Source organism: Paenibacillus xylanilyticus, assembly GCF_047246825.1.
Lineage (GTDB): Bacteria > Bacillota > Bacilli > Paenibacillales > Paenibacillaceae > Paenibacillus > Paenibacillus xylanilyticus_B.
Map to the genome: position 1 here is coordinate 122,804 of NZ_JBFOLB010000007.1, position 13,832 is coordinate 136,635.

A 13,832-nucleotide genomic window follows, 5' to 3' on the forward strand; every position below is an offset into this window, starting at 1 on the left:
TATTAGCGTTGGTGCTCCATGCGGTGTGCCGCGTGCAACGTCGGGCCGACAAAACGATTAAGCGGGAATCCGCCAGCAATCGCTTGAGTAATGAAGGCTTTCCCTTCACGTACAGCCTCTTTTACAGACAGACCGCGCGCCAAACCTGCGGTGATCGCTGCAGAGGTTGTGCAACCCGCACCATGCGTATAACCGGAACCAACAACATCGGCTTCATACCATTCGTAGTTTTTGCCATCATAGAGAAGATCCATCGCTTTGCCTGGGGTAATGACGCCTCTGTCCTTGATCAGGACATGCTTCGCCCCATGGTTGTGAATTACAGCAGCAGCGGCTTCCATCTGTTCCTTGGAACGGATCGGTCCGCTCTTGGCCAGTTGGGAAGCTTCAAACAGATTTGGAGTTACAAGGTCCGCACCCGGCAGCAAAAATTCAATCATCGCTTCCGTGTTCTCAGGCTGCAGCACCTCATCAGTACCTTTGCAGACCATTACAGGATCAATGACGATCTGTGGCAGGCCGCTGCGGCGGATATGCTTCGAAACCAGTTCAATAATATCTACAGAACCCAGCATACCCGTCTTCATCGCATCAAAACCGATTCCGTCCAGAACGGTACGGAGCTGTGCTTCCACTACATCCAGAGCCACAGGGAAGACCTGGTGATCCCACGTCTCAGGCTCCATGGCCACAACTGTAGTCAGTACGGTCATACCGTATACACCAAGCTCCTGGAAAGTTTTCAAATCAGCTTGAATTCCTGCACCGCCGCTCGTATCGGAGCCGGCTATTGTCAAAGTTTTTGGAATCGTCATGGTAGTCGCATTCTCCTTCGTGTTTCAGTTGACATTATCCTATCCCTTGTACGAGCGGATGTCAATGGCATCTGAAGCCATACGGAGCATGGTTTTCAGGGTCATTCAGTTCACATCTTTTGTCTCCAGGCGAACCATGGACAGCGACGCAATCCACAATCCAATCGCTCCGAGTGCCAGCGGAATAAAGATGATGGAGTTAATTGAAACCGAAGGTCCATTAATTCCGGAACACACGACCAAAACAAGCAGAATGGAAGATACCATTGTCGTTGTAACCGAATGTTTGCGCATCCCAAACAGCAGAGGAATGAGGGCCATACATGCAGCAGACAAGGAGCTAATCGTGTATTTTATCAACAGCGTAACCGCCTCTGTATTTGATAATGAGTCCGGGATGAAGGAATAGAAATGATCTACGCCCAGCAAAATGGCACCCATCAACAAGTCTGTAAACATGATCATCACAAAGGTGAACACAAACACAATCACCAATTTGGCTGCAATCAATTTATGACGCTTTATCGGATAGGTGAACATGACGTTCATCGTTTTATTTCTATACTCACCAATAATCATCTTGGATAACAATGCCCCCGCAAAAATGATAAAGGTCGCTCTCGCACAAGTATCAATCAACATGAAGGACACCTCATAGTTGGCAAAAGCATAATCCTTCGCACCCCAGTCCGTGAATCCGATCAAGAGCAGAAATAGCAGGATGGCCACATTGGCAATGGCAGCACCTCCGATATAACCGGCAAGCCGATGTTTTCGCATTTCCAGCAGGATCAGTCTAAGCAACATTGTCATCCCCTTTCACCAGTTTCATGAAGTGTTCCTCCAATGAATGAGCCCGCTTGACGATCGACTCAATTTGAACACCATGCTGGACCAGCTTGCCTGTCAACTCCGAAGGGACCACGCCGGAATCATAGATGCGAACCGTACGGTCATCGACCAACTTATAGTTTTTCAGATCAAGCTGATGTTCAATTACATAGGTCGCCTTGCGCCCATCAATGACCTGCAGCTCAATATACTCGCTCTGAGTTCCGCGAATGCTCTCCATAGACACTTCCTCTACCAGACGACCACCGCGAATCACCCCAACCGTATCGGCAATCTGCTCAATTTCGCCCAGAATGTGACTGGAGATCAAGAGGGTAATGCGGTACTGCGAACTTAGACGTTTGAACAGATCACGCATTTCCTTGATCCCAACAGGATCGAGTCCGTTAATGGGTTCATCGAGAATGAGGAATTCCGGGGTGGTAATCAGTGCGCGAGCAATGCCCAGTCTCTGTTTCATCCCCAGTGAGAAATCCCTTACCGGTTTTTTGCCCGTATCCCTCAGACCTACGTTTTCCATCATTTCGCCGATGACCTTCTTATTGTGGAATCCCATATACTCGCAATGGAGCTCCAGATTCTCTCGGGCAGACAGTTTGTCATAGAAAAACGGATATTCAATGATGCTACCCATTCGCTTCAGCAGTTCATAGGAAGTGGGTGTCAACTTCTCCCCGAAGACTTCGATCTCACCCGAGGTCGGCTTGACCAGATTGGTCAGCATTTTCATCATCGTCGTTTTGCCGGCTCCGTTTGGGCCCAGAAATCCATAAATTTCGCCTTGCCTGATATTCATATTAACGTTGGACACGACTTCCGTGCCTGCATAGGTTTTGGTCACACCGATGGTGCGTGCAATATATGTCATCTCTTCTTGTTCTCCTTTACGATCCCTGACGGGTTCTTATATCTGTATTGTAAAGAGAAAAGTCTGCTTTTTTATTAATCAAATCTTACAAAAAACTTAAGTTCGATAAGAGCATACCAAAAAGCATTTAACAAGGTTTCAGAACTATCGAAAAAGTTGTTCGCTCATAAGGTATGCTGCGCAGATTGATGCTTCCCCCCATTCGTTCCACAAGCCGTTTGGTAATGGTCAGGCCTAGCCCGCTGCCATGATAGAGACGGTTACGGGAATCCTCCAGAGTATACATGCGTTCAAAGACACGGTCATGTTCCCTTTCCGGAATGCCTTTGCCCCTGTCCCAGATTTGAAGCATGACCTCTCCGTTATTCGTTTGTTCAAGCAAAAGGCCCAATACCTTACCATCCGCACCATATCGCATCGCGTTGGTAATCAGATTATCCAGCACCCGGTCGAGTGCATCCTCATTACCGGTCACGAAGAAATCCCCCTCAGGAATGGACAGCTCTACCTGCAGACCCTGATTCGTTAACATTTCATAAAAGGAAAGCATCTTCACCCTGCATAGTTCACTAAGATTTACCCGAGTTAATGCAAGTTCGGTATCCCCAGACTCCAGTTTTGCCAGATCAAAAAAGGAATGTATCAGACGCAGCACCTCCTGCGCCTTATCCTGAATCTTGCTGATCATCACTTCCCGCTCCTCATCAGTTAATGAAGAGCTGTGCAGCAATGTCTCACTGTAGCCCAGCACTACCGTAAGTGGTGTCTTCAAGTCATGCGAGATATTGGACAGCATGTTGCGTATCTCCTTCTCCTGATTGGCATACCGGGCTCCGGTCCGGTGTGCATAATCCAGTAACTCGTTAATGTCGGCCAAAAGCTGACGGATCTGGGCATCGCTGCTGAACACCAGCAGCCGTTCATACGTCCCTTCATCCAGAATGCCTGTGAGTTTCTGATGAATATATGCCAATTGCCGGCTGCGTTTGGTCAGTCTTATCGCCAGTAGAATGATAACAATGATGAGAACGCCAACCAACATGCCAAAAATCAATGTCACTTCTGTTCCACCTCCAGCTTATAGCCGATGCCCCACAATGTCTTGATGTATTGTGGTGCCGATGGGTCAGTCTCAATCTTTTCACGCAGACGGCGCATATGTACGTTAATAATATTCTCGTCCCCGTAATACGGATCGTTCCAGACAGACGCATAGATCTGTGCCTTCGTAAACACTCTGCCAGGATGTGTAACAAACAGCTTCAGAATGCCAAACTCCTTGGAGGTCAGTCTTACTGGCACGCCGTTCCGCTCCACCTCGTAGGTTTCCATATCAACCACCAACCCGCGGATTTCTATACGTTGATCCTTGGCTGCCACTTCATTAACAGATGATACAGCATAGTTGGCACGACGAATGGCGGCCTTGATTCGGGCAGTCAGCTCAATTAACGAAAATGGCTTACTCAGATAGTCGTCTGCACCGAAACCCAGTCCAAGTGCCTTGTCCACTTCCCCATCCTTCGCGGATAGTATTAATACGGGTACAAGACTGGCAGCCCGTATGGTCTGCAGCACTTCCATGCCGCTTCGGTGGGGCAGCATAAGGTCCAGAATTACAAGATCATATGCAGGCTGCGCCTCCTGAAACTTGCGCTCTGCCTCTAATCCGTCATATGCATAAGTGACGTTGTAGCCCTCTTTTTCCAGATATGGCCCAACCATCTCACTAATTGAACGATCATCTTCTACGAACAGTAAACGGTAACTTGACACGTAAATTCCCTCCAGCCTCTCTATTTCTTTTATTACCTCACAGTTCAGTTGAATTGGCAATGCGTGGAATGACACTTCTTCAAACGTCACTTCAAAAATGAATCACAAAAAAACCGGCAGGAGAGCCACCTGTCTTCAAGTGTGGCACCCGCCGGATCTATGGTCAAACTCTTTATACCGTCTCACTTCGTATCCAGCATAGTCCAATCGTACCCGCACCTGCATGGATGCCCACCACAGGGATAAAGGGCATAATTTCAGTCTTCAGCCGGGGAAGCAGATCGGCAATTTGCTGTTTGATCGTGAAGGCTTCTTCCTGGTTGTTGGCATGCATGATACATACATGCTTAACTTTCTCCATGTCCACCTTGAGCACCTCCAGCATGCGCTGTTTGGCACGTTTAAAAGTTCGAATCTTCTCGCCTACAACAACTTTGCCCTCATCAAACCGCAGGAGCAGGTGAATCTTCAATAATTGGCTGAGCACCAGCTGTGTGCCAGACACGCGGCCACTGCGGTGAAGATGCTGGAGGCTGGCCGGAATGAGGTAAAAAGACATGTTATCCATCATCTGCTCAATGTGCAGCTTAATTTCAGATACCGTACATCCCTGCTTCTGCTTTTCCAGGCCTTGCAAAATCATCTCCCGCAGCGGGTAGGCTCCTGCTCTGGAATCAATTGCAGTCACCGACACTCCAGCAATCTCTGCGGCCTGCATCGAAGTATGCAGCGTTCCGCTAAGCGCGGTTGAGCAGTGAATGGTGATGATCTCGTCATACTGTCCTTTTAGCGATTCATACAGTTCGATAAATTCACCTATAGGCGGCTGAGAACTGCTTGCTCTTGAAACCTCAGCAAGCCTCTCATAGAACTGTTCTGATGAGATATCCTCCGTCTCCCGATAACATTCTTCTCCTAATACGACGCGCAGCGGTACAATGTATACGTGATTCTGCTCTGCAAACAGCGGATCAAGCGTGCTGGTACTATCGGTAACCCATGCAATTTTTTTCATTCCAACCTTCTCTCTTGCCGGATTGTTGAAGCTGTATCCTCCATCGTCAGGCACATGCCCGGCGGATTATTTAAAATTTGAATAGTTCATATTGTAAACGTTTACGACCCTGCTCCTCCATTATAAAGGACTGAACAGACCGCTGTCTTGTGGCGCATTGTTGAACAGCCCTGTTTCTTCCGAGATATCCCAAAAAAATGTCTTGCCTGTGAAGGAATAAATTGGTATGCTGTTGTCCTTCTCTCTTTTTCGCCTTGACTGAAGTGAACGGAAACGCCGTTCAATCCACTTATCGGAGGTGTCATATGCTTTATCTTACTCTGGCTGCCAAAGCCTACTCCCGGAACCTGCAATACCGCGGGGCACACATGGTACATAACCTGGCAAGCGCCATGTTCGGTTACATGTACGCCTGCCTCTGGATCGGCATCGGGGCCGACCACTCTCTCGGGGAATACGGGACACAAGGGATGGTCAGTTACATTGCGTTTACGCAATCCTCTCTCTGGATCTCTGGATTTCTCACCAATGGACTGGGCATTCCACTTACCGTCAGGACAGGGCAGATCGCGCTGGATCTCATGAGGCCGGTGCATCTGTTTCCCCACCTGATGGCACGTGAATGGGGGCAGATTGCCTACCAGTTCGTGTACAAAAGCATTCCGATTTACGTGCTCTTTTCCATTGTTTTTTCCTTGCAATGGCCCTCGGAAGCTTCAACCCTGCTATTTGCCGCACTAGGTCTTGCCGGCGCATCCTACTTATCCATCTGCATGAATTACATTATTGGTGCCACAGCAATGTGGACAACGGAGTCCTCCTGGCTGCATTGGGGCAATCATGCCATGATGAATCTGCTCGCCGGTTTCTTCATTCCGCTGGAATGGCTGCCTGACTGGCTGGAACGTCTTGCCTGGCTGTCACCCTACCCTTTCCTTCTCTATGTACCTACCCGAATCTACCTTGGTTTTGAAGACGGCTCCTTGCTATGGGGAACCTTGCTTTGGTGCGTCTTCATGACGTTGATCTGTCTTGTGATTACCCAGGTGTTACGTCGTAAAGTGGAGGTGCAGGGCGGATGAAGCAAACTTCCTGGTTCAATTTATATAAAATGCTCATTCGAACAAGCATCCGCAGCCGGATGCAGTACAAGTTCAATTTCATACTGGCGTCCATTCTGGCCGCGCTGATTCAAATCTCCGAGTTTCTCATGGTTGCTCTGGTGCTGCACAAATTCGGAGCGATTAAGGGCTGGTCTCTTCATGAGATTGGTTATCTCTTCGCGATCATGACACTATCCAAAACGCTGTACCGCACATTCGGCAATGAGGTTCACCATCTGGAAAAATATCTGGTGGGTGGTGAGCTTGATCAACTGTTAACACGCCCCATGCCCGTATTGTTGGCCCTGTTGCCGCAGAACTTCCGCATCATGGCTGGGGAAGTCTTGCAAGGTGGGTTCATTCTCTGCTGGTCTCTGGCAGGCATGATGCACAGCGGACAGATCGGCTGGATAGCCATCCCTTTCTCCCTGCTCATTATCCTGACGGGGGCAGTCATTCTCTTTTCCATCGGACTCGCTACCGCCACACTCGGATTCTGGACCACACGCATCGAGGAATTACAGACGATCACTGAAGATGCAGCACGAACGGCTGCCCAATATCCACTAACGTTATATCCCAAATGGATGTCTGGCATTCTGCTAACGGTGATTCCAGTGGGATTCGTCAATTACATTCCGTCACTCTATCTGCTGCGGGGTGAAGGAGGAGCGTGGGTCCTTGTTGCTGTTGCGGCGGTTGCCGTACTGAGTTTGGCTGCAAGTCTGCGTTTCTGGCACTTCGGCATGACCAAATATCAAAGTACAGGTAGCTAAGGAGGCGAAACGTATCATGAACATGATCACAGCACGGCATCTGCAAAAGGAATTCAAGGCCCCTGTTATTCGGGAAGGACGTTTCTCTGGGTTACGTACGTTATTTTCACGTGAGTATGTGTCCAAGGAAGCGGTACGCGATATCAGTTTTGATATCGGGCAAGGGGAGTTTGTGGGCTACATCGGTCCGAACGGGGCTGGCAAGTCTACCACGATCAAAATGCTGACAGGTATCCTCCATCCAACCTCGGGTGAGGTACTACTTGGCGGTATGAACCCGCATCAGGACAGACGCAGAACCGTCAGTCGATTTGGCGTCGTGTTCGGGCAACGCAGCCAGCTCTGGTGGGATCTACCCGTGAAAGATTCATATGATATTCTGGCTGAGATGTATGGCGTCCGTGCAGAGGATAAAAAGAAAAGGCTGTCCCAGTTCGCGGAGCTGCTGGACCTTGAATCCTTCTGGGCCACGCCTGTCCGCAAGCTCTCGCTTGGACAACGCATGCGTGCGGATCTCGCAGCTTCCATGCTGCATGACCCGGAACTGCTTTTTCTCGATGAACCAACCATTGGACTGGATGTGAACGCGAAGCGGAACATTCGCCAGTTTCTACGTACATTAAATGAAACGTTTGGCAAAACGATTTTGCTGACGACACATGACATGGACGACATCGAACAGTTATGCAGCCGGGTCATGGTGATTAACCATGGTCAACTGACATATGACGGCACGATCTCATCGCTTCGCGAAACCATCGGACTGCCTACGTTAATTCGGATAACGTTCCGGGGAGCGTTTCACATCCCAGAAGTTGTGTCACCTGCGATACACATTACAGGAGTGGAAGGACAGATCGTCACCTCCCTGGTGAACCGGAAGGAATGGAGCACAATGGACATTCTGAAACAGTTGGAACACTGGGGAGAAATTGAAGATGTAGAGATGAAAGAACCGGATTTCGAAGATATCATTCATCAAGTCTATTAAATGGCCCTTTTGTGATGAAATTGGATGAAGACCTGTTCTTCTGCCGTTACATGAAAGAGGGACATGACGTACTGTAATAGCGGAGGTGAAGCGTCATGCTTGTGACCAAACATATACTTGCGGCATCCAGCGCACACGCCACTCCCTATTACATCGTACGTGGCATGATGCCGGGACCGGTAATGTTCATTACATCCGGGGTACACGGGAATGAAACGGCGAGTATGGCCGCTGCACAAAAGCTCGCAGATGATTGTGCGTCAGGTCGCCGTGTCATTCAGCGAGGGCTGCTGATTATTGTGCCGCGCGTGAACCAGAAAGCCTACGCAAAGAAAATCAGAGGCAAGCCAGATCTGAATCGTACGTTTCCACGCCGTATGTCAGGCAAGGCCAAGCATCCACTGGCTGCAGCGGTTTTTCAGCTGGCACGTGAACATTTGGCTGACTGGTGGCTAGATCTGCATGAAGCTAACGGCCTATCGCAGCTTAGTTCGCGAGTGCTCGGACAGACGCTGATTACCAATCCCGGCAGTCGGACCATTCCAGCTTGCAGAAGAGTGATCGAACGGATGAATCGGTCGATTGCCATTCGTGATCGTCATTTTAACCTCAAGCAGCATGAATTGCCGGGATCTGCCCGCACAGCGGCTTCAAGAGTATTACAAGCCCGTTCTGTTACGGTGGAGACCTGCTGGAGTCTGAAGCGCGCGACCCGTATCAAGTATCAGACGGAGATTGTGCACCATTTTCTGCGTGAAGCGGGCTTAACATGATTGAGATTATTAAGACAGAAATAAAAGACACCTTCAGAAGAGAGCGCCCGAGGATGCACTTCGGGAGTTCGCTATGGAGGTGACTTTTCTGCGTTTATCTCAGCGTCATTGCTTCCAGTATTTGTTTACCCACAGGCTCTAGCGGCGTGAATGGATAAAGATCTTTTTTAGTTATAAACTTGTATATCGCATCCAGATACTCATCCACAATGGAGGCTGATCCAAAACAATAATTGGACAATAATACAACGCCTATACTCTGTTCCTTATTTATAGCCAAATAACTGCTGAAACCAAATGTGCTGCCGTTATGCCAGAGAATTTCCTGATCTGAGATGGTATCACTAAACCAGGCGTAACGATGGCTCGAATCTCCAATCATTATAGGAACGTGACTTTGTTGTATTGCAGAGGCTAGCGGATGATCTTCATTCAGATTGGCCTGTACAAATAAACACATATCGTGAAGAGATGACTTGATCGCCCCTGCCCCTTCATGTACACCACTATCCCAGTGAGGCATTTTTTTCCCCGTTGACGTATGTCCATCCACAAATCTGGCATTCTGTTCTGCATTCAGCCTAGCAGCTGTCTCCGTCATGTTTAATGGACCTGTGATATATTTTTTCAGCAGATCGTCATATGTACAGTCTGTCACTTTACATAGGATATAGCCAAGTAAGCCCACGCCGGTATTGAAATACTCAAATGAACCCATCTGATCTGTAAAAACAGCATCGGATAAAAAAGCAAGTAAATCATCCTCCGTATAAGTTGAAAACGGATTGTATCGGTTTTTCTTCGAGGACAGGTTTGTGGCAAGTCTGGGTAATCCAGAGGTATGCGTAGCAAGACTTTTTAAGGTAACCTTATTCAAATAATCGTTTTTACCGTTGTGTATGTACTTGCCAACCGTGTCATCCGTGGAAAGCTGCTGTTGACATTCCAATTCTAATAGAAGGATAGATGTAAAAAGTTTGGTTAAAGAGCCGATTTCGAACAACCTGTGTACAGGAGCAGCTGCGCTCTTCTTTTGGGTATTGCCGAATGAATGATATTCGATTTCTCCCTTCGTAATCATGCCAATCTCAAGATGCAGATGTTTCTTTCCATTGATGTAATCGGATACAAAACGTTGTAAATCCCTCATAGAAAATACTGCTCCTCTTTTTGCTCTTTCCCTATTCAACGAATTTTATGGGTTAATCTCATCCGGCTCTTTCTTGGTCACCCTGAACGACTGAATATAGTTGTGAATATCATCTTCTGGCGTCTTAAGCAATCTGGCCAGATGAATCTGCATCTGTTCAAGGTGATCAATATGCTTCTGAATATCTGCGATTCGGTCAGAGACGAGTGTTTTCAGCGTATCACTTTCCATATCCTCCTGGCTGAGGAGTTCCAGAGTCTCTTGTATTTCTTTTAGAGAGTAACCCAGCAATTGGGCATCCTTAATGAACTTAATTTTGACCAGATAATCCTCGGTATACAACCGGTATCCGTTCGAGGAACGACGAGGAGCAGGCAGAATCCCACTATCCTCGTAATAACGGAGGGTTGCCATACTCACACCGGTACGCTTGGCCAACGTTCCTCTTGTCATGGTTTCCATGCCTACCCTCCACCCTTCTGCGAAATTATTGCATTTGTTCGTTGCGTGTCTTGGTATATTGGGCATCATAGGTGGCCTCGGGGAAATTCGCCGAAGACCCTTGCAGCCAATCATTGTCATACTCTGAAAACGGGCTGAGCGGATACCCGGCACATTAATCATAAATTCACGCTTGTCTCCTGCCTCGGGTGTTTTGGTCTCTTCGCGAGATTCATCTGTATCATCTGCATGCGAAATGAATTGATTAAACCATGCAGAAGCACTGCCAGAACCAAAGCTGAGAGTATGCCCATGGTCATTGCTCGGTGCCTCGGAAACACCAGCATACATACCGTAGCAGCTACGGTTACCAACACGACATCCATTCTAAAATCCTCAGTATTCTGCCTCCAATATTTCTTGATAAGACAAGAATAAACCTTGAAGTATACTTCAAGGTCAAGGCTGAATATATGAACGGAAAATGGATGAATCCAATCCATTAAAACACCCGATAAATATGCCATACAGCTTGGAAGAGCTTGTACGGTATATTCATCGGGTGAACCACAACGATTACTCCACGGTTACCTTTGTTCTCGGCATCGTATGCATCGCCCCTGAGGTCACATGCGCCTGAACGACATATACCCCAGGTTCCTGAAACGTATAATTCACTTCATATACACCATCGCCTATAGATACAGCCTTCGTCGCTCCCCGAGATTCAAGCTCTTCGGCACTCATCATTCCTTGATCAAGTGAAGCTTCGGGTTCATCCTGTTCATTCCATACCTGAAATTGTACATGATCCGCATCATTTACAGGCTGATCTCCCTGGGTCAGCTTGATCTGCAAAGCGACATCTTCCTTGACAGACACCTTATCGGGAATCATAAGCTGCACTTTGATCATTTCTGGCATCTCACCCGATGGGGACTGTTCCTCATAGGAGCATCCCACGGTCAGGAGGATCAAAACAATGAAGGGCATGAACCAACGGACTTGTCCACTCATTCATCATCTGTCCTTTCTTATTTAAGAAGATTTTGATGTTTTGCCGATGCCCCACAGCATCACGATGATAATAATAAATGCAATTAGTGCCAGCAGCGGAATGGTGATAAAACCAAACCAGTTCAGATAGTCGGTGTAACATGGAACCTTACCGCACGCTACGGCGTTGCCTGTAGCTGAAAAAATACGTTGAATCGTTACATGATATAACGAAATGCCGCCACCGATAAAACTAAGCGGAAGCACGTATTTCGCGATACCCGCGTCATCCTTAAAATAGGCAATGCCCAACAAGATCGTTAGCGGGTACATAAATATGCGCTGGTACCAGCACAGATCACATGGAAGATAGCCCTTGATCTCACTAAAATAGAGACTTCCCCCTGTTGCAATAACCGAAACGGCCCAAGCAACAAATAATCGGGTATCCACACTTTTCGCCGGACGCTCCGATTTTGATGATGTACTCATTCCTCTGGCCTCCTCTGGATTTTGCTCATACCGAAATATCATACCTCATTCATGACGCGCAGGGCTATTGTAGCCTTTATGTAGGTGTTACACGATGATCATTATACCAAAAATTTGAACTTTTGGTTTCATTTGTGTTCACATTGAATATGTTCTTCCTGCTCCATACCTTTGGACCTGGCGTACGTATTGCCCCAGTCGCACATCGTGTTTAAGACCGGAACGAAGGATTGTCCAAGTTCAGTTAAACTATATTCTACTTTTGGCGGGACTTCCTTGAATATTTCCCTATGAACAAGTCCATCGCCTTCCAACTGTTTCAATTGATCGGTTAGGACCTTTTGTGTAATTCCAGGTATCAATTCATAGAATTCCTTGGTTCTTACCGATTGTTGACTCAGAAAGAAAAGGATAAGACACTTCCATTTTCCGCCGGCGATATCCATAAAAATATTTATTCCGGTATTATATTTAACCAATGTGCCGTCACTCCCCAATAGATACTTTAATGTGGCTATACCACCTTTTTGTGCGTTATTTTCTCATTAGTTATTGCCTACTATAATTCAAATGAGCCATAAATAACAACGATGGAGATGGTCTTATGAGTGTACAAACTATTTTGGAACAAAGACGTTCTGTTCGGCATTTTGATCCAAGTTATACGATAAGCACAGAAATTCTGACTAACCTCATTGAATCTGCAAGTAAATCACCGAACGGGAATAATATTCAAGCCACCCGATACCTTATTATCGATGACCCTACATTGCGAAGTACTTTGCTGCCTATAGCTTTTAATCAACAACAGGTGGTCGATGCTTCGGCGCTGGTGGTCATGCTTGGAGATTATCGGGCATTTGAGCAAGATAACATCATCAAAATCCACGAAGAAGGCTTCCAGGCAGGTTTTTTTGATGAATCGCTCAGAGATTATCTGGCGAATGCTGCAATACAGTACTATGCAAATAAATCGGATGAAGAGCTAAAGTTGGAGTTAACCCGAGATGTAAGCCTGGCCTCGATGTCATTTATTCTGCTCGCAAACGAATCCGGCTTTGAAACCATTACCATGTCAGGTTATGATTCCGCCCAATTAAAAACCAGCCTGAATATTCCCGAAAGATATTTGGATGTCATGCTGATCGCGATTGGCAAAGGTACGAAAAATGGACATCAAACAGTACGTCACCCTGTAAATAAAATTATGTATCGAAACTCCATTACCTCTTTAGTATAACAACAAAAAAGCTGCCGTATGGGGCAGCTTTTTGCTTTTTGCCTGACTGTATTATTTTGATTCTTACTATTACATTGATTTCGTCAGTGCTTGTTGCCCTGCTGCTTGAGGCAGGTTGCCTGCTGTAGCCGAATCCAGGAAAGTCGCAAACTCGGTTGTGAATCCAGCAATACGCTTCTCTACAGCTGTACGGGCTGCCGATCGTTGTTTTTAACGGCTAAGACAGGCACTTTATTTCCCTTTATCTCACAATCACACCTTACATCACAGGTCATCCTGGGGTACAATAAAAACATAAAGATCAACCCTTTTTGAAGGAGGTCTACTCATGTCATGGCTGCCTTATATTTTAATTGTTGGTATTGCGCTGGTCGGCGGAATTGCTACAATGATCATCGGAAATTCCAAAGCCAATCAGACCAGCAACCCTGAATATGACCGCCGAACCAAGCAAAACTTAAGTCGCTTAACCTATGTATACGTTGGTGCAATCGTGCTTGGCATGGGCGGACTGATCCTGTACCTAGTGAACTAAACCAGCAGG

The 13,832-nt window shown here is 47.1% G+C and carries 17 protein-coding genes; 6 read left to right on the forward strand and 11 right to left on the reverse strand.

Annotated features, from left to right (window positions below):
* Nucleotides 1-2: 2 nt before the first annotated feature.
* The 6 genes from thiD to AB3N00_RS26920 form a co-directional block, all read right to left on the reverse strand.
* Entirely contained in the window at nucleotides 3-815 is an 813-nt protein-coding gene (thiD, locus tag AB3N00_RS26895; protein WP_175395270.1) for a bifunctional hydroxymethylpyrimidine kinase/phosphomethylpyrimidine kinase, read from the reverse strand.
* Between the two features lie 105 nt (nucleotides 816-920).
* Nucleotides 921-1,622, reverse strand: a complete 702-nt coding sequence (locus AB3N00_RS26900) for an ABC transporter permease (protein WP_413037303.1) — start codon at nucleotides 1,620-1,622, stop codon at nucleotides 921-923.
* Nucleotides 1,612-2,535, reverse strand: a complete 924-nt coding sequence (locus AB3N00_RS26905) for an ABC transporter ATP-binding protein (protein WP_413037304.1) — start codon at nucleotides 2,533-2,535, stop codon at nucleotides 1,612-1,614. The genes AB3N00_RS26900 and AB3N00_RS26905 overlap by 11 nt, the downstream gene beginning before the upstream one ends.
* A gap of 127 nt (nucleotides 2,536-2,662) precedes the next feature.
* Nucleotides 2,663-3,577 (reverse strand): sensor histidine kinase, encoded by a 915-nt coding sequence (locus AB3N00_RS26910; protein ID WP_413037366.1) that lies wholly within the window; start codon nucleotides 3,575-3,577, stop codon nucleotides 2,663-2,665.
* A gap of 14 nt (nucleotides 3,578-3,591) precedes the next feature.
* Nucleotides 3,592-4,260: a response regulator transcription factor gene (locus AB3N00_RS26915; RefSeq protein ID WP_413037367.1), complete on the reverse strand. Its 669-nt coding sequence runs from the start codon at nucleotides 4,258-4,260 to the stop codon at nucleotides 3,592-3,594.
* 223 nt (nucleotides 4,261-4,483) lie between these two features.
* Complete coding sequence (locus AB3N00_RS26920; RefSeq protein WP_413037305.1) at nucleotides 4,484-5,326, reverse strand: DegV family protein; 843 nt, start codon at nucleotides 5,324-5,326, stop codon at nucleotides 4,484-4,486.
* A gap of 305 nt (nucleotides 5,327-5,631) precedes the next feature.
* Between AB3N00_RS26920 and AB3N00_RS26925 the strand changes: the two genes are divergently transcribed.
* The 4 genes from AB3N00_RS26925 to AB3N00_RS26940 all read left to right on the forward strand — a co-directional run bounded on the left by AB3N00_RS26925 (nucleotide 5,632) and on the right by AB3N00_RS26940 (nucleotide 8,969).
* On the forward strand, nucleotides 5,632-6,408 hold the full coding sequence (locus AB3N00_RS26925; RefSeq protein ID WP_413037306.1) for an ABC transporter permease: 777 nt from the start codon (nucleotides 5,632-5,634) through the stop codon (nucleotides 6,406-6,408).
* Nucleotides 6,405-7,205: an ABC transporter permease gene (locus AB3N00_RS26930; protein WP_413037307.1), complete on the forward strand. Its 801-nt coding sequence runs from the start codon at nucleotides 6,405-6,407 to the stop codon at nucleotides 7,203-7,205. The genes AB3N00_RS26925 and AB3N00_RS26930 overlap by 4 nt, the downstream gene beginning before the upstream one ends.
* Before the next feature lie 22 nt (nucleotides 7,206-7,227).
* Nucleotides 7,228-8,196 (forward strand): ATP-binding cassette domain-containing protein, encoded by a 969-nt coding sequence (locus tag AB3N00_RS26935; RefSeq protein ID WP_413037368.1) that lies wholly within the window; start codon nucleotides 7,228-7,230, stop codon nucleotides 8,194-8,196.
* Nucleotides 8,197-8,291: 95 nt separating this feature from the next.
* Nucleotides 8,292-8,969 carry a succinylglutamate desuccinylase/aspartoacylase family protein gene (locus AB3N00_RS26940; protein WP_413037308.1) on the forward strand — a complete coding sequence of 226 codons (678 nt, stop codon included), beginning with the start codon at nucleotides 8,292-8,294 and terminating at the stop codon, nucleotides 8,967-8,969.
* 94 nt (nucleotides 8,970-9,063) lie between these two features.
* Here the strand turns inward: AB3N00_RS26940 and AB3N00_RS26945 are convergent, their stop codons facing one another.
* The 5 genes from AB3N00_RS26945 to AB3N00_RS26965 form a co-directional block, all read right to left on the reverse strand.
* Nucleotides 9,064-10,119: a serine hydrolase domain-containing protein gene (locus AB3N00_RS26945; RefSeq protein ID WP_413037309.1), complete on the reverse strand. Its 1,056-nt coding sequence runs from the start codon at nucleotides 10,117-10,119 to the stop codon at nucleotides 9,064-9,066.
* Nucleotides 10,120-10,164: 45 nt separating this feature from the next.
* Nucleotides 10,165-10,581 carry a MerR family transcriptional regulator gene (locus tag AB3N00_RS26950; protein ID WP_413037369.1) on the reverse strand — a complete coding sequence of 139 codons (417 nt, stop codon included), beginning with the start codon at nucleotides 10,579-10,581 and terminating at the stop codon, nucleotides 10,165-10,167.
* Between the two features lie 555 nt (nucleotides 10,582-11,136).
* On the reverse strand, nucleotides 11,137-11,577 hold the full coding sequence (locus tag AB3N00_RS26955) for a FixH family protein (RefSeq protein WP_413037310.1): 441 nt from the start codon (nucleotides 11,575-11,577) through the stop codon (nucleotides 11,137-11,139).
* Between the two features lie 21 nt (nucleotides 11,578-11,598).
* The gene (locus AB3N00_RS26960) at nucleotides 11,599-12,048 is read right to left on the reverse strand and encodes a disulfide oxidoreductase (RefSeq protein ID WP_145325871.1); all 450 of its coding nucleotides are present in this window, start codon (nucleotides 12,046-12,048) and stop codon (nucleotides 11,599-11,601) included.
* Between the two features lie 128 nt (nucleotides 12,049-12,176).
* Nucleotides 12,177-12,527, reverse strand: a complete 351-nt coding sequence (locus tag AB3N00_RS26965) for a winged helix-turn-helix transcriptional regulator (protein ID WP_413037311.1) — start codon at nucleotides 12,525-12,527, stop codon at nucleotides 12,177-12,179.
* A 125-nt stretch (nucleotides 12,528-12,652) separates the two neighbouring features.
* Between AB3N00_RS26965 and AB3N00_RS26970 the strand changes: the two genes are divergently transcribed.
* Together AB3N00_RS26970 and AB3N00_RS26975 are read left to right on the forward strand one after the other, a co-directional pair.
* The gene (locus AB3N00_RS26970; protein ID WP_413037312.1) at nucleotides 12,653-13,288 is read left to right on the forward strand and encodes a nitroreductase family protein; all 636 of its coding nucleotides are present in this window, start codon (nucleotides 12,653-12,655) and stop codon (nucleotides 13,286-13,288) included.
* Nucleotides 13,289-13,616: 328 nt separating this feature from the next.
* Nucleotides 13,617-13,823, forward strand: coding sequence for a hypothetical protein (locus AB3N00_RS26975; RefSeq protein ID WP_413037313.1), 207 nt, complete (start codon nucleotides 13,617-13,619; stop codon nucleotides 13,821-13,823).
* Nucleotides 13,824-13,832: the final 9 nt, after the last annotated feature.